At 71.6% G+C, this 21,316-nt stretch carries 17 protein-coding genes; 4 read left to right on the top strand and 13 right to left on the bottom strand.

Annotation, left to right across the window (positions count from 1 at the left end):
* Positions 1–6: 6 nt before the first annotated feature.
* Positions 7–1,851 carry a DUF6311 domain-containing protein gene (locus Vse01_RS26880; protein ID WP_373870725.1) on the top strand — a complete coding sequence of 615 codons (1,845 nt, stop codon included), beginning with the start codon at positions 7–9 and terminating at the stop codon, positions 1,849–1,851.
* A 7-nt stretch (positions 1,852–1,858) separates the two neighbouring features.
* Here Vse01_RS26880 and Vse01_RS26885 read toward each other — a convergent pair whose 3' ends face one another.
* The 8 genes from Vse01_RS26885 to Vse01_RS26920 all read right to left on the bottom strand — a co-directional run bounded on the left by Vse01_RS26885 (position 1,859) and on the right by Vse01_RS26920 (position 11,523).
* Positions 1,859–2,248, bottom strand: a complete 390-nt coding sequence (locus tag Vse01_RS26885; protein ID WP_093410375.1) for an AtzH-like domain-containing protein — start codon at positions 2,246–2,248, stop codon at positions 1,859–1,861.
* Positions 2,212–3,870, bottom strand: a complete 1,659-nt coding sequence (locus Vse01_RS26890; protein ID WP_232511444.1) for a permease family protein — start codon at positions 3,868–3,870, stop codon at positions 2,212–2,214. Before Vse01_RS26890 ends, Vse01_RS26885 begins: the two co-directional genes overlap by 37 nt.
* A gap of 12 nt (positions 3,871–3,882) precedes the next feature.
* Positions 3,883–4,575 carry a cysteine hydrolase family protein gene (locus Vse01_RS26895; RefSeq protein WP_093410373.1) on the bottom strand — a complete coding sequence of 231 codons (693 nt, stop codon included), beginning with the start codon at positions 4,573–4,575 and terminating at the stop codon, positions 3,883–3,885.
* A gap of 8 nt (positions 4,576–4,583) precedes the next feature.
* On the bottom strand, positions 4,584–5,273 hold the full coding sequence (gene biuH / locus Vse01_RS26900; protein ID WP_093410371.1) for a biuret amidohydrolase: 690 nt from the start codon (positions 5,271–5,273) through the stop codon (positions 4,584–4,586).
* Between the two features lie 18 nt (positions 5,274–5,291).
* Complete coding sequence (atzF, locus tag Vse01_RS26905; RefSeq protein WP_093410369.1) at positions 5,292–7,097, bottom strand: allophanate hydrolase; 1,806 nt, start codon at positions 7,095–7,097, stop codon at positions 5,292–5,294.
* A 75-nt stretch (positions 7,098–7,172) separates the two neighbouring features.
* A complete protein-coding gene (locus Vse01_RS26910; protein WP_093410367.1) occupies positions 7,173–7,838 on the bottom strand; it encodes a GntR family transcriptional regulator in 666 nt (221 codons plus the stop codon).
* 44 nt (positions 7,839–7,882) lie between these two features.
* Positions 7,883–9,709, bottom strand: coding sequence for a DUF6311 domain-containing protein (locus Vse01_RS26915; protein WP_232511443.1), 1,827 nt, complete (start codon positions 9,707–9,709; stop codon positions 7,883–7,885).
* Positions 9,709–11,523, bottom strand: a complete 1,815-nt coding sequence (locus Vse01_RS26920) for a DUF6311 domain-containing protein (RefSeq protein ID WP_373870726.1) — start codon at positions 11,521–11,523, stop codon at positions 9,709–9,711. Before Vse01_RS26920 ends, Vse01_RS26915 begins: the two co-directional genes overlap by 1 nt.
* 445 nt (positions 11,524–11,968) lie before the next feature.
* On the opposite strand from Vse01_RS26920, the gene Vse01_RS26925 reads away from it, so the two are divergent.
* On the top strand, positions 11,969–13,168 hold the full coding sequence (locus Vse01_RS26925) for a hypothetical protein (RefSeq protein WP_093410363.1): 1,200 nt from the start codon (positions 11,969–11,971) through the stop codon (positions 13,166–13,168).
* 127 nt (positions 13,169–13,295) lie between these two features.
* Here Vse01_RS26925 and dxs read toward each other — a convergent pair whose 3' ends face one another.
* The 3 genes from dxs to Vse01_RS26940 form a co-directional block, all read right to left on the bottom strand.
* On the bottom strand, positions 13,296–15,242 hold the full coding sequence (gene dxs, locus Vse01_RS26930; RefSeq protein ID WP_093410361.1) for a 1-deoxy-D-xylulose-5-phosphate synthase: 1,947 nt from the start codon (positions 15,240–15,242) through the stop codon (positions 13,296–13,298).
* Positions 15,243–15,313: 71 nt separating this feature from the next.
* Positions 15,314–16,531: a class I SAM-dependent RNA methyltransferase gene (locus Vse01_RS26935; RefSeq protein ID WP_093410359.1), complete on the bottom strand. Its 1,218-nt coding sequence runs from the start codon at positions 16,529–16,531 to the stop codon at positions 15,314–15,316.
* Entirely contained in the window at positions 16,528–18,579 is a 2,052-nt protein-coding gene (locus Vse01_RS26940; RefSeq protein WP_093410357.1) for an APC family permease, read from the bottom strand. The genes Vse01_RS26935 and Vse01_RS26940 overlap by 4 nt, the downstream gene beginning before the upstream one ends.
* A 152-nt stretch (positions 18,580–18,731) precedes the next feature.
* Between Vse01_RS26940 and Vse01_RS26945 the strand changes: the two genes are divergently transcribed.
* A complete protein-coding gene (locus Vse01_RS26945) occupies positions 18,732–19,394 on the top strand; it encodes a potassium channel family protein (protein WP_093410355.1) in 663 nt (220 codons plus the stop codon).
* Entirely contained in the window at positions 19,391–20,086 is a 696-nt protein-coding gene (locus tag Vse01_RS26950) for a potassium channel family protein (RefSeq protein ID WP_093410353.1), read from the top strand. The genes Vse01_RS26945 and Vse01_RS26950 overlap by 4 nt, the downstream gene beginning before the upstream one ends.
* Positions 20,087–20,133: 47 nt before the next feature.
* Here Vse01_RS26950 and Vse01_RS26955 read toward each other — a convergent pair whose 3' ends face one another.
* Together Vse01_RS26955 and Vse01_RS26960 are read right to left on the bottom strand one after the other, a co-directional pair.
* Positions 20,134–20,856, bottom strand: a complete 723-nt coding sequence (locus Vse01_RS26955) for a DUF3159 domain-containing protein (protein ID WP_093410351.1) — start codon at positions 20,854–20,856, stop codon at positions 20,134–20,136.
* Positions 20,857–20,887: 31 nt separating this feature from the next.
* Positions 20,888–21,268 (bottom strand): OB-fold nucleic acid binding domain-containing protein, encoded by a 381-nt coding sequence (locus Vse01_RS26960; protein ID WP_093410348.1) that lies wholly within the window; start codon positions 21,266–21,268, stop codon positions 20,888–20,890.
* Positions 21,269–21,316 lie beyond the last annotated feature (48 nt).

Below are 21,316 nucleotides of genomic sequence, written 5' to 3' on the forward strand. Positions count from 1 at the left end.
GTGGCTGTGCCGGTGGTGAATACCTCGCTGAAACCCGTCTCCGAGACCGTCGAGACGCGATCAACGACAACACGTACCCGGCGGCGGCCGACGCGCGTCGACGCGCTGGCCATCGGAGCCTACGTGCTGCTCGGCGTCGTCGTCTGCCTGAGCTACTGGGCCGACGTGAACAACCGGGTCTCCTCCCACCTGCCCACCGACCACAGCTGGTTCGAGTGGCTTTTCGCGCACGGCGCGTACTCGGTGCAGCACCTGGAGAATCCGCTCTTCACCGCCCGGCAGAACGCGCCGGACGGGGTGAACATGATGGCCAACACCTCGCTGCTCGGGGTGACCCTGCCGCTGGCGCCGCTGACCATGCTGCTCGGCCCCCAGGTGGTGTACGCGCTCTACCTGGGCGGGGCATTGGCCGCGACGGCGGGAACCTCGTACTGGATGCTGTCGCGGCACCTGGTGCGCTCCCGGGCGGCGGCCTTCGTCGGCGGCGCGTTCCTCGGTTTCGCCCCCGGCATCGTGCACCACGCCAACGGCCAGCCCAACTTCGTCTCCAACTTCCTGCTACCGCTGATCGTGGTGCGGGTGTTCCGGCTGGTCGAGCCGGGCCGCTGGCGGCGCAACGGGCTGGTCCTGGGGCTGCTGGTGGCGTACCAGATCTTCATCAACGAGGAGATGCTGCTGCTCACGGCGCTGGCCTGTTTGGTCGTCGTGATCGCGTACGCGGCGATGCGCCCCCGGGTGGCGTGGGCACGGGCCGGCACGTTCGCGGCCGGTCTGGGCCTCGGTGGTGCGGTGGCGCTGCTGCTGACCGCCTATCCGATCTGGTTCCAGTTCAACGGCCCGCAGTCCTACCGGGGACTTCAGGGCGGGGTGTTCCACAGCTGGGGCGAGGACATCGTCGCCTTCGTCACCTTTCCCCGCGACACCATCGCCGGTGACGAGGCGGTGGAGGCGACAATCGGCCTGACCGAACAGAACACCTGGTTCGGCTGGCCGCTGGTGCTGCTCTCGGTGGTGGCCCTGGCCCTGCTGGTCCGCCGCTCGCTGGTGGCCCGGATCCTGGCCGTACTGGTGGTGGTCTTCTCGGTTGCCGCGCTCGGCCCGGAGATCCGGTTCAACGGCGAGCTGACCGGCATCGCCGGCCCGTGGTCGTACATCCCGGCGGATCTGCCGCTCGTCGAGATGATGATGCCGACCCGGCTGACCCTGGTGACCACCGCCGCGCTCGGCGTACTGCTGGCACTGGCCTGGGACGCGGTGGCCGACAGCCACCGACCGACGGTGCCGGCGCCCCGCGCCCCGGAGGCCACGGCCACCGACCGGCGGCGACTGCGCTGGCAACACGTCGTCGGATACGCCGCGATCACCCTCGCCCTGCTGCCGCTGCTGCCCCGTCCGCTGCCGGCCGAGCCGGTCGATCCGCCGCCGACCTTCATCACCTCGGGCGCCTGGCGACCGTACGTGCCGGACGGCCGTACGCTGGTGCCGGTGCCCATCCCGAGCAACGTGCACGGGCTGTCCACGCTGCGCTGGAGCGCGCTGACCGGGCACGAGTTCCCGATCCCGGCCGGCTACTTCATCGGCCCGAACGAGAACGGCGAGGGCGTCTTCGGCGCCCCGAACCGGCCCACCAGCACCCTCATCTACCAGACCATGGACGCCGGTGAGCTACCCGAGATCAGCGACGAGAACCGCCGGCAGGCGGTGGAGGACCTGCGCTTCTGGCGGGCGTCGGTGGTGGTGCTGGGCAAGCATCCCCGCGAACCGGTGCTGCGGGAACTGCTGACCGCGCTGCTCGGGGATCCGCAGCGCGTCGACGACGTCTGGCTCTGGGACGTACGCGACCGGGTGTGACGTACCGTCATCCGACGTCGGGAGGCAACGGCTCGGAGACGTGGGCGGTGACGATCCGCCAGCCCTCCGGCAGGCGTACCCAGGTCTGGGTCTGTCGGCCGGTGGTGGCGGCGTCGCCGTACCCGAATCGGGTCGTGACGACCGCGAGGTCCGCGCCGAAGGCGGTGACCACCGTGTCGACGAGCCGACGACCGGGCGGCAGCGGTGGTTGCCCGGCCCGCCACTTGCGCTGCTCGTCGAGACCATACTGGTGGTCGGCGAGACCGAAACGCACAGTGGCCGCAGAGTCCCAGAAGTATCCGCAGATCCGGTCGACGTCGCCGGCCACGAGCGCCTGCTCGTAGCCGACGAAGGCCGCCGTCACCTCGCCGACCACGTCCGTCCGGTCGATCTCCATGCGGTGAGTCCTTTCTGGACGGACGCGGCGGGTTGCTTGGGTGTCGAGGAGTCGCCACCGTGCAGGCGGTCCAGTTCGGCCTCCTCCGGCTCGGGCACCCGGGGCGGGTACTTGCCGAGCGCGAAGATCGCGCAGATCACCGCCACGAAGAGGTAGCCGAGCGCCACCTGCCCGTTGGCGTTCCACTGGACCTCTTCGCCGTGGATCAAACCGATGAAGGCGAGCACCGCGCCCGAGGCGGCGAAGATCGCCGCCTGCACGAAGCGTTTGTCGATGATGAAGGCGACGATCGCGCCGAGCACCAGACCGGCGAGGATCGCGCCCTCGCCGAGGATGCGCAGGCCGTCGTAGACCACCCCGGCGCCGGCCAGCGCCTCGTCGCCGACCTCGGCGGCGGTGGTGCCGGCCGCCGCCAAAGCATTGTTCATCTGCCCGGTCGCCCACGCCGCGATGTTGGGGATCAGGGCCGCGACCACCGCCGCAGCATGTGCCCGGGGCGTCGCCTGGAACGCCTGGGCACCGATCAGCAACCCGATGTAGAGCAGGATCGGCACGATCGCCGCGGTCGGGAAGATCGCCCCGAGCAGGGAGAACATGCCGAGGAAGCAGAGCAGCGCGATGACGATCCCGGTCGCCATCGAGTAACCGGTACGCCCACCGGCGGCCTTCCAGCCCGGGTGGCCGACGTAGACCGCCGGTGGGAACGGCGAACCGAGGGCCGAGCCGATGACCGCGCCGGCACCGTCGGCGAGCAGCACACTGCGCAGGTTGTAGTTGTCCCCGGCGGTGGCCGCGCTCTCCACGTTCGTCATCGCCTCGGTGAAGTTGTAGACGCCCAGTGGAATCGCGGTCGCCAGCAGCGGCGCCATGTCGGAGAGCCCGCGCAGCAGCAGGTCGATCTGGAAAGTGGGGAAGGCGAACGCGATGTCCCGCGCCGCCGCCGTGACGTCCGGTACCGACATCGCCCCGCCGATCCAGCCGATCGCCGTACCGAGCAGCAGCGCGGCCAGCCCGATCGGGAAGTTGAACGGCAGCTTCACGTCGGTCAGCAGCCCGATCAACAGCAGCGCCAGCACCGGCAGCGCGATCCAGGCCAGCCGCCACATCTGGCCCGCCGGGTTCATCGAGATGAAGGTGATGGAGATGCCGGCGAGGGTGCCGAGCAGCGCCGCACGCGGCGTGTAGCGGCGGATGTACGGGCCAACGAACGCGCCGATCAACACGATCACGCCGATGATGAAGGCCCAGGCCAGCCCCGCCTCCCAGGCGCGCACCGGGTCACCGGTGCTGAGGTAGATGGGCAGCATGATGACGAAGATGACGATGAACATGTGCGGCACGCTCGGCCCGTACGGCAGGGCTGTCACATCTGGGCGGCTCTCCCGCCGGGCCAGCCGTCGGGCCAGGTGCGTGTAGTAGATGTTGCCCGCGACCAGGGCGATACCGAGCGCCGGCAGGATCGTGCCGAACACCTCCCGCTCGGGCAGGTTCACCACGAAGAGGCAGAGCCCGGTCAGGGTGAGCACGTTGACCAGGACGTTGACGCCGAAGCCGAAGAACGCGTTGGTGTCGCCGCGCACCCAGTACGGCAGCGGCACGACTGAGGGTCTGGTGGGGACCATGGCTGCTCCCGGTCAGGAGGAGGGTTGCAACACGGGGGTGGTGGGCAGCACGGCGAGCACGTCCGTCGAGTCGGCGACCCACCCGAAGATGCCGCCCTGGGCGGCGATCATGTCGAGCCCCACCCGGTGGAACTCCGGGAAGTACGACCCGACGCAGTCGGCGAGCACGAGGCACTCGTACCCGCGGTCGTTGGCCTCCCGGACCGTGGTGTGCACGCACACCTCGGTGGTCACCCCGGTTACCAGGAGACTGTGGATGTTCCGCTCGGCGAGCAGGGCGTCCAGGTCGGTGGCGTGGAAGGCGCCCTTGCCCGGCTTGTCGACGACCGGCTCGCCGGGCAACGGCGTCAACTCATCGACGATGTCGTGGCCGTACTCGCCCCGAACGAGGATCCGGCCCTTGGGACCGGGGTCGCCGATGCGCTTGCTCGGCAGGCCGCGGTTGAGCTTGGCCGGTGGGCAGTCGGAGAGGTCGGGCAGGTGCCCTTCCCGGGTGTGCACGACCGTCAGCCCGGCGGCGCGGGCACCGGCCAGCAGCGCCGTCAGGGGTGCGATGGTCCGCCGCAGTTGGCCGACGTCGTTGCCCAGGCTCTCACCGAAGCCGCCGGGCTCCAGGAAGTCGCGCTGCATGTCGATGACGAGCAGCGCGGTGGTCGCAGGGTCGAAGGTGTACGGGAAGGGCCGCGCCGCGGCAACTGTCACCATGGCTCACCTCACCTGGTCGTGGCGGCGATGACGGCGTCGGAGGTGGCGACGCAGCCGAAGACGCCGCCCTGCATGGTCACCATGTGCAGCGCGGCGTCGTGGTTGTCCTTGTCGGTGGCCCCGGTGCAGTCGGCGAGGATCAGGCACTCGTAGCCCCGGTCGTTCGCCTCGCGCATCGTGGTGTGCACGCAGACGTCGGTGGTGATGCCGGTGAGGATCAGGTGGGTGATGCCCCGGGTACGCAGCACCAGGTCGAGATTCGTGGCGTAGAAGGCGCCCTTGCCGGGCTTGTCGACGACCACCTCGCCGGGCGCCGGGGCGACCTCGGGCACGATCTCCCAGCCGGGTTCGCCCTTGACCAGGATCCGCCCGCACGGGCCCGCCGCGCCGATCTCGGCACCGATCTGCGCGGACCGCCAGCGCTTGTTCGCCGGCAGGTCGGACAGGTCGGGGTCGTGGCCCTCGCGGGTGTGCACCACGAGCATGCCGAGCGACCGGACGTGGTCCAGCAGTCGGGCGGTGGCCGGCAGGCCGGCCCGGGTGAGGCCGATGTCGTAGCCCATCGCGTCGACGTAGCCGCCCGGGCCGCAGAAGTCGGTCTGCCAGTCGATGCAGAGCAGCGCGGTACGCGCGGTGTCGGCCGTGCCGTCGTACGGCCACGGGTAGGGGTTCGCCGTTACCGGCCCGATCCTGCCCATCCTCTCCTCCTCCGTTGGTCAACTCCGGTGCGCTGCCGCCCGGCGGTAGGCCCGCCACCCACCTGCGGCGCTGATGTCCTCGGCCCGCGCATCGACGGCGTACGCCTCGCAGAGGAAGCCGAGCACGTCCCGCCCGTCGTGCAGCCGAACCCAGCCCAGCGACAGCGGCGCCGGCACCCCGGCCAGCAGGTCGCCTACGGCGGTCACCGGCAGTCGCCACAGCTCGACCTCGATCGGGTGTCCCTCCGGGTCGGTGTCGGCGACCCGGACCAGGCCGGGCAGCCCGTCACCGTCGGCCGTCTCCAGGCGGTAGAGCCGGTAGCGCGGCGCGGTGCGCGCGGCACCGGCGAGGGTGGCGCCCCGCTCGGTCAGCTCCGCGTTGCGGGACTCGCCGGCCAGGTGCCGGCCGACTACGGCGATCAGCACCTGCGTCGGCCCGGGCGTCGAGACGGTGGCGACAGCTTCGGGCGCGGCGCGGGTGGCGGCGGTGAAGGCGGCGGCAAGCTGTGCCAGGGTGGTGTCGCTGAACGCTGGGCCGAGCAGGGTCAGGCTCGCCGGCCGGCCCGCCGCGGTGAACCCGTTGGGCACGGTCCCCGCCGCCAGGTCGAGCAGGTTGGCGAACTGGGTGTAGCGACCGAGCATCGTGTTGCGGCCGATCGGGTCCTCGGCGATCTCGTCGAGGGTGAAGGTCGTGCCCACGGTGGGCACCACCAGCACGTCGACCTCGTTCCACAGCTGGTCGACCCGGGTCCGCAACTCGCGCAACCGGTGCTGGCCCCGGAAGACGTCGATCGCGTCGTAGCGCCGGCCGGTCTCCAGCACGCTGCGGGTGACCGCCAGCACGGCCTCGGGATGTTCCCGCAGGAAGCCGTCCAGCCCGGCGAGCCGTTCGGCCACCCACGGTCCCTGGTAGAGCAGCTCTCCCGCCTCGAAGAAGCTCTGCAACGGCACCGACCCGACCTGGCCCACCAGACCCCGTAGCGCCTGCACGCCCGCAGCGAACCGGACCGCCTGTCCCGCGTCCCCGAAGAACTCCAGGTCTTCTGCGCGGGGTACGCCGAGGCGTAGCGTGCCCGGCATGCGGGCCATGACCCGCTCCGCCGGTAGCGGACGCCCCCACGGGTCAGCCGCCGAGACGCCGCGCGCGGTGTGCAGCACGTCCACCGCGTCCGCGACGTCGGTGGTGAAGACCGAGACGCAGTCGAGCGAACGGCAGGCCGGCACCACCCCGGCGGTGCTGAGCAGGCCCCGGGTGGGCTTGAGGCCGACGATCCCGTTCAGCGCCGCCGGCACCCGGCCGGAGCCGGCGGTGTCCGTACCCAGGGCGAAGCTGACCTGGCCGGCGGCGACCGCGACGGCCGACCCGGAGCTGGAGCCGCCGGAGATCAGCCCACCGCCGAAGACGCTCTCGCAGCTGCCGTACGGGGACCGTGCCCCGGTCAGGCCGGTGGCGAACTGGTCGAGGTTGGTCTTCCCGACCAACAGGGCACCGGCGTCGAGCAGCCGACGCACCACGGGCGCGTCCTCGCCGGCGGAGTACCCGAAGTCGGGGCAGCCAGCCGTGGTGATCATGCCGGCGACGTCGATGTTGTCCTTGACCGCGAACGGAATCCCGTACAGCGGCAGGGTCGCGGGGTCGGCGGTGGCGGTCAGCCGCTCGGCGCGGGCGAGAAGCACCCGGGCCGGCACGGTGCTGATCCAGACCGGTCCACCGTCCGCTCCGGGCAGCCCGTCCAGGACCCGTTCCGCCAGTTCAGTGGGAGTCAGGTCGCCGTGGCGGTACGCCGACCGCAGCTCCGAGATCGATCCGATCCGCTCTGGCATACAGTCGATTGTCGACAGTTGTGTTTCGGCAAACCACGCGAAACGTAACGACGACATGACGGCCGCCCGGTGAAGCTACCCGAGATACGACCGCGCCCCGTGCTCGGACAGCACGGCGAGCACCAGCTCGGGGTCACCAGCCGCGACCGCCTCGAAGAGCCGCTCGTGCCGGTGGACGCCGTCGTGCGGCTGCGCCACCTCCGCCTCGCGGCGCAGGTTGATCGCCATGTAGAGCTGCAACTTCACCAGGATCGAGTCGTACACCGAGGAGAGCTGCCGGTTGCCGGCCAGCGCCACAAGCGCGACGTGGAACGCCCGGTGCGACTCGGCGACCGCCAGCCGGTCACCGTTCCGGGTCGCCTCGCTCATCTGGTCCAGCGCCGCCCGCAGCCCGGCCAGATCGCTCTCCCGCGACACCGGGATCGCCGACCGGACCGCGAATCGTTCCAGCACGTCGCGCAGTTCGTACAGCTCTCGCACGTCGCGATCCGACAGGGTGGCGACCCGGACTCCCCGGCGCGGGACGTGCTCGACCAGCCCCCGCTGCGCCAGCAGCCGCAGCGCCTCACGCAGCGGCGCCCGGCTGATTCCGAGCCGCCGGGTCAGTTGCTCCTCCACCAACCGTTCACCGGGATCACTGCGGCCGCTGAGGATCTCCCGGGTCAGCCGGGAGACGGCGAGCTCCACCAGACTGACACTCTCCAGCTCGCCCTCCGCCGGCGATGCGGCCACGTCACTCACCCCGACGAGTGTGCCACCTGCCGCCGCAGCCCCCGTCGGACGCGTCAACCCACCAGCGGCCGGACGTCCCAGACGAGTGCCCCGCCGATCTCCCGGGCCGGACCGAGCAGCGCCTCGACCGTCCGGCGCACCGGGTCGCCGTGGTGCAGTCCACCCTGCACCACCACGGCCGCCCGCCAGTGCCGCAGGTCGGCCACCGCCTGCCGGCGGTCGGTCTCGCTGATCGGCGGCACCTCGCCGGTGTCGGCCACCCGGCGCAACAGCAGGGAGGTGGGCCGGTCCGGAGCGCCCCAGCGGGCGGCCGGGTCGTCGGGGGAACGCGGACCGATGAAGAAGCCACCCGGGGCGGTGAAGGCCAACCCGGTCCGGGCGGACCAGAGCATCGCCGGGCTCTGACCCGCGTTGGTCACCGGCGGCACCGGCACCACCGTCCGCCCTGCCGGCACGTACGCCCGCCAGGTCCCCTCCGCCACGAACGCCGGGACCGGCCAGTTCGGCACGGCGCGGATCGGGGTCGGCGTCAACGGCAGCAGCGCGGCGGCCACCGCACCGGCCCAGAGCAGCCGCACCGGCACCGCGTCCGGTCCCGCACCAGCGGTGGCCGGCTGCCGCTGTACCCGGTCCACCGAGAGGGCCAGCAGGATGCCCAGCACCGGCACGCAGACCAACGCGAACCGGGCCGGCACCACATGGTCGAGCAGGGGCAGCTCGGCGATCAGCAGGTACGGGCCGGGCAACTCCGTCGACGATCCGTCGAGGCGTACCCGGGGGCCGAGGGAGAGCAGGGCGAACACCACCCCGCAGGCGGCGAGGGCCCGGACCAGCGGTCGACGCCACAACCACACCGTCACGACCAGGGCCAGCACCAGCAGACCCGGCCCGAAAAAGGAGTTCTCCTCGGTCGCGTTGGGGGCCAGCAGAGCGGGTAGACGGTGGTCGCCGAAGACGGTCTGCCGGGCCGTGGCGGTGAACGAGGCGGCGTCCAGTTGGAAGCCGTACGCGTGGAACGGCATCCCCCGGTAGTGGCCGGGGCCGAAGAACTGGAACCACAGCGGATAGGCGAGCAGGGCGGCCGCGACCACCGCACCGACCGCGATCCGGCCGGCCGTGACCGGGGCGAGCCGGCGTGCGGCGGCCCGGTCGGTCAGCGCGTAACCGATGACCAGGACACCGGCGGCGAGCGCCACCAGGAGCAGCACCTCCTCGCCGAGGAACGCCTGGTAGGTCACGACCAGACCGAGCAGCACACCGGGCCGCCACACCCGCGGCCCGGCGCCCGCCGGTGCCGCTGTCGCGTCGGCCGGCTCGGGCGCGAACACCAGTGCCAGGATCACCGGCACCAGGAACTGGGCGGCCATGTGCAGGTGCGATCCGGCCTGCGCGACCATGCCGGGGGCGAATCCGCAGACCAGCCCGCCGAGCGCGGCGGCCAGCCGGGACTCGACCAGACGGCGACGCAGCAGCACGTACCAGGCGGTGGCCGTACCGGCCAGGCATCCGACCACCGCCACCGCGAACGCCACCTGCGAGCCGAACAGCAGGGTGACCGGCGCCAACGGGACACCCAGGCCGAGCACCGAGGTGTTGGCCATCAGATTCATCCCGCCGGGCGCGTTCAACGCGTCGCTCCACAGCGGATTGTCCAGGCCAGCCACCGCACGAGCGGCGTGGGCCAGCATCCACTCGAAGAGGATCTGGTCGCCGGCCTGATGGAACAGCCGGTCCGGTCGGCCCCACTGCCGGCTGGTCAGCCAGGTGGCCAGCGCCAGGTAGCCCGCCACCACCGCCAGGTCAGGCGTACGCGGGCGGAGCCGCCAACGGCGACCGGTGGCGCGGGCCTGCACGTCCCGCTCGACGGTACCGAGCGACATCAGACCCGGGGGTCGGTGAGTGACCGTACGTCCCACACCCAGACGTCCAGTTCGAGCCGGGCCGGTCCGACCAGTTGCTCGACGGTCTGCCGCAGCGGCTCCGAATGCGGCTGCCGGACCGGCAGCACGAGGATCGCCGCCCGCCAGTACCGCAACTCGTCCAGGGACCGACGCCGCTGACGGTCGTCCAGTTGCGGCGTCCGGCCGGTGGTGGCGACCTCCTCCAGCAACTTTCCGATGCCGCTTGGCCGGCCTCCGAAGCGCCCCGGGTCGCCGGTGTTGCCGTTGCGTGGGGCGAGGAAGTAGCCCCCGGGGATCTTGAAGTCGAGGTTGGTGGCGGCGGCCCAGCGCATGCCGTGGGTGTTACCCATGCTCGGCACCGGGATCGGCACCAGGGTCTGCTCCGGCCCGACGTAGGCGCGCCACCGGTCGGAGGTGATGAAGTCCGGCACCGGCGGGCGGGAGGTCATCGGCAACGGCATGGGGGTGATCGGCAGCAACGCGAGCACCAGACCGGCGGCGGTGAGCGTACGCACGGTCCTTCGGTCCAGGGACAGGGTGCTGGTCCGCTCGATGGCCAGGGCCAGCAGGATCGCCACCACCACGCTGGTGATCATGCCGAACCGGGTCGGCACCACCGCGTCGAGCAGCGGCAACCGGACCAGCCAGTTCCACGGCCCGACGACCAGTTCCCGGTCCCACCAGCTGATCCGCTCACCGAGGGAGAGGATGGTGTAGAAGGCGGCGGTCGCGGCGAGCGCCCGGACCAGCACCTCCCGCCGGAGCCAGAGCACGATGCCGACCGCGATCAGCGCCAGGCTCCACCCGAAGAAGGCGTTCTCCTCCGAGTAGTTCGGGGCGAGGTTGACGTTCGCCCGCTGGTTGCCGCCGATGGTGGGTGACCCGGGGGCGAAGTACGCGGCGATGTCGTTGCCGTAGTCACGGACGGCGTCGCTGAGCCCGTGATAGGCCATCGGGCCGGCGAACTGGATGTACAGCGGGTACGCCAACAGCGAGCCGGCGATCAACGTGCAGGTGGCCAGCGCCTTGACCAACGGCCGCCAGGCCGCCGACCAGATCCCGGGCCGTTGGACGACCACCGCGATCAGGAAGATCCCACAGCCCATCGCGGTGAAGAGCAGGATCTCCTCGTTGATGAACGCCTGCGCGGTGACCAGCAGGGCCAGCAGCGCGCCGTCCCGGTACGGCCGGGTCGAGCGAGTGATCACCATGACCCGCCACACGATGAACGGCAGCAGGAACTGGCTGATGATGTTCGGGTGCCAGCTGGCGTGCGACAACATCGCCGGTGAGAAGCCACAGAACCAGCCGCCCACCACCGCGGCGAGCGGGTTGCGCACCACGTGCCGGGACAGCACGAAGTACCAGGCCGAGGCGGTCCCGGCGAGACCGAGCGTCACCAGCAGTACGAACGTCACCGCCGGCCCGAACAGCAGGGTCACCGGCACCATCGGGATACCCAGGGCGAGGATGGCCGTGTTGGCCATCAGGTTGACCCCGTCGGGGTAGTTGAACTGCTCGGTGAAGAAGGGGAACTCCCCGTGCAGCACCACCCGCACCGAGTGGGCGAGGAAGAACTGCACCTGCGCCGGGTCGCTGCTGTAGAGCGATGCCACCCGACCGGCCGGGTCCATCCAGATCTGGCTGGTCACCCAGAGCGCGGTCAGCAGGAACCCGCCGAGGACCGCGAGGTCCCGTCGCCGGGGCGTCCACCGGAACCGGCGTCGGCGTTCCGGGGCGGCGTCGGCGGCATCGACGCCCCGCGTACCGTCGGCCGGTGCGGTCTCCGTCAACTGCCGGTCCGTCCCACCCCCGGTCTCGGGTGCCTCCGTAACCGGTGCCTCGGTGACCGGTGCCTCCGTCGCGGGTGCGGGGGCCTCGGTCGCGGGTGCCGCCCCGTCGATCGCTGCGGTCTCCGCCACGGCCGGCTCGGCGGCGGACGTGGTGCCCCCCGGCGCGGACCGCGCGCGGTCGTTCGCCTGATCACCGACGGTGACGACTTCGGAGGGAGAGTCGGCGACGTCGGCGGATCTCGGCAGCGCGGCAGCGCGGGTCTCGGCAGGCGTCACAGTCGGCGGAGTCTACCCGAGTGGGGAAAATGCCCCAAGTCAACGCGGTGTCCCCTGTGGCCGGTGTGGTGGCCGCGCGACGCAGCGTATGGCGACCCGAAGCGGCGGCGGGACGTCTCGTACTATTGCCCTCCGACACGACGACGCGATCCGATCGGGGGCGTGACAGGTGGCTCCAGCCCGTTGGCGCGGCTTGACCGCCACCGGCCTGTCCACCCTGCTGATCGCCGTCACCGCCTGCGGGCCGGTCGCCGAGCGTCAGGCACGGGACCTGCGGGTCGGTTACGACAGCATGGACGGTTCTCTGACGGTGTGGCCGCCGCGCGGCTCGCTCGCCGAGGACACCGCGGCGACCGCCGCCGTCACCGAGGCGGTACGCGACTGGCGTTCGCCCGTGGACGACCGGGTGCACGTACCCTCGTCCGGGATCCTCTTCTCCGGTGAGGTCGGCGGCCGACCACTGGCCCTGGTCGCCGCGTCGGTACCCGGTGAGGCCGCGTCCTGGCTGCTCCAGCTCACCGGGGACGGCGACCGGTACACGGTCGGTCACGCCACTGAGTACACCGACCCCGGCTACCTGGTCTACTCCGACGTGTTGCCGGTCCAGGCCGCCGACGGCCGGCGCTACCTGACCTCCGAACGGGTTCGGCGTCTGGTCGGACCGAACGGTCGTATCCTGTCCGACCGTGACGGCCTGACCGACCCGGTAGAGGTGCCCCGGTGCCGGGCGGTGACGGTCACCGCCACCCTGCGCTCCACCGAGTCGCTGCCCCGGGGCCGTGCCACCGACCGGTTGCTCGACCTCGGCACCGGCATCACCGCCCCCCGCTACCCGCTGGTGCGCGACGAGAGCGGCTCCGGCCGGCGCGCCCTGACCGGCCTCGACACCTGCCTGCTGGCTGGCGAGGACGGCCCGTTCGGCAGCATTTTCCGGCGCGTCGGCGACCGGGACGTGCCGCAGTCGGTGCCGGCGTCCTGGCCGATGGCGAAACTCGCCGTACGTACGCTCGGCGAGCTGTCCCTCGACGGTGGCGAGCCGGCCGAGCTGGAGCAGCTCACCTGGGAGAGCGCCGAGGGCACGATGAGCGCGGTGGTCTACCGACCCGCCGACGATGGCCCGGTGGTGCTCTCCCCCGCCGACCGGACGAACCCGTTGCAGGTCTACGAACTGCCGATTCCGGATCAGCCGCTGGTCGTGCTGAGCTGGCGCGCTACCAAGGACACCACGCTGTCGGTGCCGCCGGACACGACCCGCCTGGTCGACCGCCCCGGGCTGGTGGTGGCCCCCCTGCCCGAGCGCCGCGAAACCTTCAGCCTCGCCGCCGACGAGAAGACCCACTACCGCTCCGCCGGCTCCCCCCGCCGCTGAACCCACCCCCTCTACACGCGTCGATCATGACGTTGTTGTCGCGCCACGCCGGACGCAGTGACAACAACTTCATGATCAACGCCGCGAGGCACCCGCGCGGGGTAGGGAGGCTTGGGGGGTGGGTGGGTTAGTTGGGGGAAGGGTTGGCGGTTAGGCGGGGTGGGTCGACCGGCTCGGTGTCGAGGCGGGAGATCCAGCCGGTGACGTCGCGGGCCACGCCCTGGGCGGTCAGGCCGAGGTCGGTCAGGAGCTGGTTGCGGGAACCGTGCGGGTACCACCCGGGCGGTACGCCCAGGTCCCGCAGCGGCACTCGGACATCGGCGTCACGCATGGCCTGGGCGAGCGCGTCGCCAACCCCGCCGGACCGTACGCCGTCCTCGATCGTGACCACCAGCCGGTGCTCGGTGGCCAGCTCGACCAGCTCCGCCGGGATCGGACGCACCCAGCGCGGGTCCACCACGGTGACTCCGTAGCCCTGCTCAGCGACCCGGGCGGCGACCTCCATGCCGAGCTGACCGAAGGCGCCCACCGCGACCAGCAGCACGTCGGTACGCGCCGACTCCGCCAGCACATCGACCGGCCCGACCCGCCGCACGGCGGGCAGATCGGCGGCGACCGCGCCGGTCGGGAAGCGGACCACGGTGGGGCCGTCGTCGACTGCGACCGCCTCGCGCAGCTCCTCGCGCAGCGTGGCGGCATCCCGGGGTGCCGCGATCCGCAGGCCCGGCACCACTCCGAAGACCGACATGTCCCAGATGCCGTAGTGGCTCGGCCCATCGGGGCCGGTGATCCCGGCCCGGTCCAGCACGAAGGTGACCGGCAGCCGGTGCATGGCCACGTCCAGCAGGACCTGGTCGAAGGCCCGGTTGAGGAAGGTCGCGTAGACCGCCACCACCGGGTGCAGCCCGCCGAGCGCCAGGCCCGCCGCCGAGGTGGCGGCGTGCTGCTCGGCGATGCCCACGTCGTAGGTGCGCTCCGGGTACTTGCGGGCCAGCTTCGCGATGCCGGTCGGCTCGGCCATCGCCGCGGTGATGCCCACCACGTCGGGCCGCTCGTCCGCGATCGCGACCAGCTCGTCGGCGAAGACGTGGGTCCACTTCACCGACGGTGCGGCGGTGGCCTTGCCGTCGGTGATGTCGAAGGCGCCGGGGCTGTGGAAGCAGTCCGCCTCGTCCTCCTCGGCGGGGCGGTAGCCGTAGCCCTTGCGGGTGACCGCGTGCACGATCACCGGGCCGCCGAAGTTCTTCGCCGCCCGCAGGGCCGTCTCGACGGCGGCCAGGTCATGCCCGTCGACCGGGCCGACGTACTTGATGCCGAGGTCCTCGAACATCGCCTGCGGCGCGACCGCGTCCTTGATGCCCTTCTTGACCGCGTGCAGCACCTCGTACATCGGCTTGCCGACCAGCGGGGTCGAGCCGAGGGCGTCCTTGACGGCGTCCAGGACCTTCTCGTAGCCGGGGTTGAGCCGCAGCGTCGAGAGGTGGTGGGCGAGACCGCCGATCGTCGGCGCGTACGAGCGGCCGTTGTCGTTGACCACGATGACCAGCGGGTTGTCCGTGGCGGCGATGTTGTTCAGCGCCTCCCAGCACATGCCGCCGGTCAGTGCCCCGTCGCCCACCACGGCGACGACGCTGCGCGATTCGCCCCGCAGCGCGTACGCCTTGGCCAGCCCGTCGGCGTACGACAGGGCGGTCGAGGCGTGCGAGTTCTCGATGAGGTCGTGCTCGCTCTCGGCCTGGTTCGGGTAACCGGAGAGCCCGCCACGCTGGCGCAGCTGGTCGAACCCGCCCTGCCGGCCGGTGACGATCTTGTGAACGTACGCCTGGTGGCCGGTGTCGAACAGCAGCCGGTCCCGGGGAGAGTCGAAGACCCGGTGCAGGGCCAGGGTGAGTTCCACCACGCCCAGGTTGGGCCCGATGTGCCCACCGGTACGCGACACCTTGGCGATCAGGAAGTCGCGGATCTCGGCGGCGAGGATGTCCAGTTCGGTGGCGGACATCCGCTTGACGTCCTGGGGACCGTGCACCGTGGCCAGCAGCCGGCCGTGGTTGGCCGTGTCCTCTTCAACACTCATGACCGCAGAGTCTATCGGCCCTCGCGCACCTTGCAGCGTGGGCGCAGCGACCACCGGTACTGAGCACCTGGTCAGGCCGGCACCAGCAGCCCGACCAGCTCCACGTGCCGGGTCATCGGAAACAGGTCGTACCCGCGCAACGCCGCCAACCGCCAACCAAGCTCGGCGAAGACCCGCAGGTCCCGGGCGAACGCCGCCGGGTCACAGGCCACGTACGTCACCGCGCGCGGTCCGGCGGCCACCACGTCGCATACCACCCGAGCGCCGGCCCCCGTCCGGGGCGGATCGAGCACCACCACGTCGACCGGACCGGTGATGCGGCGACGGGCCAGAGCGGTCTCCACCCGGGCCGCCACGACCTCGACGGCGGGCAGGTCGCGCAGATTCTCCCGGGCCGCCGCGACGCCGTCACCAGCCGCCTCGACCAGGGTGACCCGCCCGGCCTGGCCCACCCGACCGGCCAGCGCGGCAGCGAACAGGCCGGCGCCACCGTAGAGATCCCAGGCCCGCTCCCCCGGCCGGGGGTCGGTCAGCTCCAGCACCGCGTCGACCAGGGTGTCCGCAGCGGCGGGATGCACCTGCCAGAACGACGAGGCAGGCAGCACCCACTCCCGGCCGGCGGCCCGCTCCCGGATCCGTTCCGGTCCACTGACCCGGCGACTGGCCCCGGCCGCGACGGCGGTCACCGCCACGTCCCCGCCGGTGCTGGCGACGGTCTCCACCGCCTCGGCGTCCGGCCAGCTCACCCCGGCGGTGAGCACCGGCAGCTCCTGGATCGCCGGATGGGCGATAAGGCAGCGGTCGACCGGCACCACCTCGTGGGAGCGATGCTTGAGCAGCCCGGCACGACCCGCCGCGTCGACCGCGTAGCGGACCCGGGACCGCCAGCCGAGCGGACCACCCGGCAACGCCATCACCCGTAGGTCCAGCTCGTCACACCGGGCCTCGTCCAGTCCGCCGAGACGGATGAGCTGTTCACGGACCGCCGCCGCCTTCCAGCGAAGTTGGGCGTCGGGGGCGACGTGTTGCAGGTCGCAGCCGCCGCAGCGGCCCGGTCGTGCGTACGGGCAGGGTGGGTCGACCCGGTCCGGTGCCGCCTCCAGCACGGTGACCGCGTCGGCCCGGACGAACCCCCGGTGCACCTCGGTCACCTCGGCCAGCACCCGCTCTCCCGGCAGTGCGTGCCGGACGAAGACCACCTGGCCGTCCACCCGGGCCACGCAGTGCCCTCCGGGGGCGACCGCCGCCACGGTCAGTTCGACCCGCTCGGCCTCCTCAAGCCCGCTCACCGGGCGTCCCCGTCCGACGATTCGCGCTCGACCGACGGGGGCAGGGTGGCACCGCGCGCCACGCGGGGACCACGGACCGGCCCACGGCCGAGCGTGGCGTCCATCCGGTCCAGGTCCTTGCCGGCGGTCGAGGCGAGTTGCCACGGCACGCTTGTCACCATCACCCCGGGCTCGAACAGCAGCCGGCCCTTGAGCCGCAGCGCGCTCTGGTTGTGCAACAGGTTCTCCCACCAGCGACCCACGACGTACTCGGGGATGAAGACCGTGACCACGTCGCGCGGCGACTCCCGGCGTACCCCGGCCACGTAATTCAGAATCGGGCGGGTGATCTCCCGGTACGGCGAGTCGATCACGGTCAGCGGGATCGGCACTCCCCGCCGGTCCCAGTCGGCCTGCAACTGGCGGGTGTCTTGGTCGTCGACGTTGACGGTCACCGCGGTCAGGGTGTCCGGCCGGGTGGCCTGCGCGTACGCCACCGCCCGCAGGGTGGGCTGGTGCAACTTGCTGACCAGCACGATCGCGTGATTGCGGGCCGGCAGCACCGGCCGTCCGTCGTCGTCCGGGGCCAGCTCGACTGCCACCCGGTTGTAGTGCCGGCGGATGGCCAGCATCAGCACGTAGATCAGGCCCATCGCGACGATGGCGATCCAGGCCCCGAGCAGGAACTTGGTGATCAATACGATCACCAGCACCGCGGCGGTCATCGTCATGCCGAAGGTGTTGATCGCCCGGGACCGGAGCATCCGGCTGCGCACCTGCGGGTCCCGCTCGTTGCGCAGCAGCCGGTTCCAGTGCCGGATCATTCCGGCCTGGGAGAGGGTGAACGAGACGAAGACGCCCACGATGTAGAGCTGGATGAGCTTGGTCACCTCGGCCTGGAAACCGATGATCAACAGGATCGCGAAGCCGGCCAGAAAGAGGATCCCGTTGGAGAAGGCGAGCCGGTCGCCCCGGGTGTGCAGTTGCCGGGGCAGGTAGCGGTCCTGGGCGAGGATCGAGCCGAGTACCGGAAACCCGGTGAAGGCCGTGTTGGCGGCCACGAACAGGATCGTGGCGGTCACCCCGACGACCAGAAACAGCAGCACCGAACCCGGCCCGAAGATCGTCTCACCGAGTTGCGCGGTGACCGTCTTCTGCACGTACCCCTCGGGGCCGGAGACGATCTGCAGGGCGGGGTTCTCGACGAACTGCAGCCCGGTGAGCCGGGCCAGCCAGACGATGCCGACAAGCATGGTCACCGCGACCAGACCCAGCATCAGCAGCGTGGTGGCGGCGTTGCGGCTCTTCGGCGCCTTGAACGCCGGCACGCCGTTGGAGATCGCTTCCACGCCGGTAAGCGCGGCGCAGCCGGAGGAGAAGCTGCGCAGCAGCAGGAACGCCATCGCCCAGCCGGTGGTGTCGTGCCACTCGGCGGCGATGACCAGGTCGGCGCTGGGGGCGCGCAGGTCCTCACCGAGTACCACGATCCGGACCAGTCCGGTGAGGATCATGCCGACAATAACGATCATGAAACCGTACGTGGGGATGGCGAACGCGCTGCCCGCCTCCTTGATTCCGCGCAGGTTGACCGCGGTCAACAGCACCACGGCGGTGACCGCGATGAGCACCTTGTGGGTCGCGACGAAGGGGATCACCGAGCCGAGGTTGGCCACCCCGGAGGAGACCGACACCGCCACGGTGAGCACGTAGTCGACAAGCAGCGCGCTGGCCACCCCCACACCGGCACGCGGGCCGAGGTTCACGGTGGCCACCTCGTAGTCGCCGCCGCCCGACGGATAGGCGTGCACGTTCTGCCGGTAGCTGGCCACCACGGTCAGCATGACCACGACCACGCCGAGGGCGACCCACGGTGAGAACACGAACGCCGAGGCGCCCGCGACGGAGAGCATCAGCAGGATCTCGTCCGGCGCGTACGCCACGCTCGACAGCGCGTCCGAGGCGAAGACGGGCAGGGCGATGCGCTTCGGCAGGAGGGTGTGCTTGAGCCGGTCGGACCGGAACGGCCGGCCGACGAGCAGCCGCTTCAGCAGGGAGGTGGATCGGACCACAACGGCCAAGCGTACGACCACCGACAACGGGCACGTGGGGTGGCCGGGTACCGGCGTATCCGGGGCGGGAGTACCGTCGGTCCCCGTCCGCGGCCCCGACGTGGCAGGCTCGCAGGCGACGAGGCGCAGCGGTACGCATCGTGGGAGGCAGCGTGCATGTCGTGATCATGGGTTGTGGCCGGGTCGGCTCGACCCTGGCTCACAACCTGGAGGCCCGGGGGCACTCGGTCGCGGTCATCGACCAGGACGCGGACGCCTTCCGCCGGCTGCGGCCCGACTTCGCCGGCGTCACGGTCACCGGGGCCGGCTTCGACGGCGACGTGCTGCGCCAGGCCGGCATCGAGCGGGCCGACGCCTTCGCCGCCGTCTCCAGCGGCGACAACTCCAACATCATCTCGGCCCGGCTGGCCCGCGAGACCTTCGGCGTGGTGCGGGTCGCTGCCCGCATCTACGATCAGCGCCGCGCACAGGTCTACGAACGGCTGGGCATCCCCACCGTGGCCACCGTCCGGTGGACGGCCGACCGGATGCTGCGACACCTGCTGCCCGAGGGCAACGTGGAGATCTTCCGCGATCCCACAAGCACCGTCTCGATCGTCGAGGTGCCGGTGCACAAGGACTGGATCGGCCGCCCGGTGCGGGCCCTGGAGCAGGCGACCGGCGCCCGCGTGGCGTACCTGATCCGGTTCGGCATCGGCACGCTGCCCACCGTGTCCAGCGTCGTGCAGGAGGGTGACCAGGTCTTCATGCTGGTCACCGACGACATGGTGGCGGCGGTCACATCCGTGGCGGCGGCGCCGGAAGGGGGTCAGTGATCATGCGGGTCGCCATCGCCGGTGCCGGCAACGTGGGCCGCTCCATCGCACAGGAGTTGATCGAGAACGGCCACCAGGTGATGCTCATCGAGCGGCAGCCTCGAATGCTGCGGCCGGCCCGGGTGCCGGACGCGGAGTGGGTGCTGGCCGACGCCTGCGAGCTGACCAGCCTGGAGGAGGCCGAGCTGGCCGGCTGCGACGTGGTGGTCGCGGCCACCGGCGACGACAAGGTCAACCTCGTGGTCTCGCTGCTGGCCAAGACCGAGTTCGCGGTGCCCCGGGTGGTCGCCCGGGTCAACCGGGCCGAGAACGAGTGGCTGTTCACCGAGCAGTGGGGTGTCGACGTGGCGGTCAGCAAGCCGCGGGTGATGGCCGCGCTGGTCGAGGAGGCGGTCACCGTGGGCGACCTGGTCCGCCTGATGACGTTCCGGCAGGGCGAGGCCAATCTGGTCGAGATCACCTTGCCGCCGACCGCGCCCTACGTCGGGCACCCGCTGCGCGAGGTGCCACTGCCCCGGGACTCCGCGCTGGTGGCGATCCTGCGCGGCAAGCGCGTCCTGGTGCCCAGCCCCGACGACCCGCTCGAGGCCGGCGACGAGCTGGTCTTCGTCTGCACCGCCGAGGTGGAGGACGCCGTACGGGCGGTGGTGCTCGGCCCGGACAGCGTCGAACGCACCCGCGAATCACGCTGACCACCGCGCCGGGCCGGGCCTCGGCACCCCCGACCGCTGGGGCAGGCTCAGCTCGGCAGCGGCTCCGTCCGGTGTTCGCGGGTTACCCGCCGCACCGTCCAGACCGTGATCAGCAACAGCAGCACGTACGGCGGGTAGCCCAGGGCCAACCGCGCCACCCCGAGGGCGGTCTCCATGTCGGCGGCGGCGGCCTCGTCGCCGAGCTGGTCGAACCGGCGGGCCGCCAGGTAGATGCCGGCCTGCACGCCGACCTTGGCCAGCCAGACCACTCCCCACAGCACGGTCAGCCGGGTGAAGGTGCGGACCAGCAGGGGATCGTCACGCCACTGCGAGCTGCCCTTGGCCACCAGCACCGACCAGATCCAGCCGACCAGCGGCTGGCGGATCACCGCCGACAGCAGCAGGGCCAGGCCGTAGCCGATGCCGTAGAGGATCCCCGGCAGGTAGAAGTCGCGCGCGTCGCCGGTACGCCAGGCGATGGCGGCACCGATCCCGATGCCGAACAGTCCGTTCACCGCGTGCCGCACCGGTCGGCGCTGGGCCAGCCGCAGCCCGCCGATCAGCACCGCCACCGCCACCGAGGCGATCACAGCCGGCCGCAGGTCGGTGACGATGTTGGCGATCACGAAGACCACCACCGGGATGCTGGACTCGGCCAGCCCGCGCCAACCGCCCAGCTGGTCGGCCATCTGCTCCGCGACGGTGGGCAGCCGCTCCTCGTCCGCCGGCCCGGTCTCCGGCTGGGTCGCCGGGTGCTGTCCGGTCGTCATCGCCCGCTGTCCATCCGCAACGCCCGCAGGTTCACTTTGACGGCTCCAGCTCGTAGTACGGGTTGTAGATCACCTTGCGGTCGTCGCGGACCGCGACCCGCCCTCGGGCCGTCAGGTGCCGCCCCGGCTCGATGCCGACGATGTGCCGCCGCCCGAGCCAGACCAGGGTCACGACGTCACTGCCGTCGTAGAGATCCGCCTCCAGCGCCGGCAGGTTGGTGCGAGGGGTGTAGACGACGGTACGCAGTCGGCCGCTCACCGAAACCACCTGCCCCCGCCCGCACTGCAACACCGGCACCGCGCCGCACCGGGCACTCTCCCGCTGCAACTGCTGCGCCTCGATCTCGGCCTCGCTCGCGGTCAGCCGTCGCAACATCCGCCGCAGCGAACCCCGACCCTCGTCGGTGGTCATGAGTTCCGCGTCACCCTCTCCACGCCGACCGGCTGGCACCGGAAGCCA

The organism is Micromonospora sediminimaris (assembly GCF_016863575.1).
In the GTDB taxonomy this organism is placed as follows: Bacteria; Actinomycetota; Actinomycetes; order Mycobacteriales; family Micromonosporaceae; genus Micromonospora; species Micromonospora sediminimaris.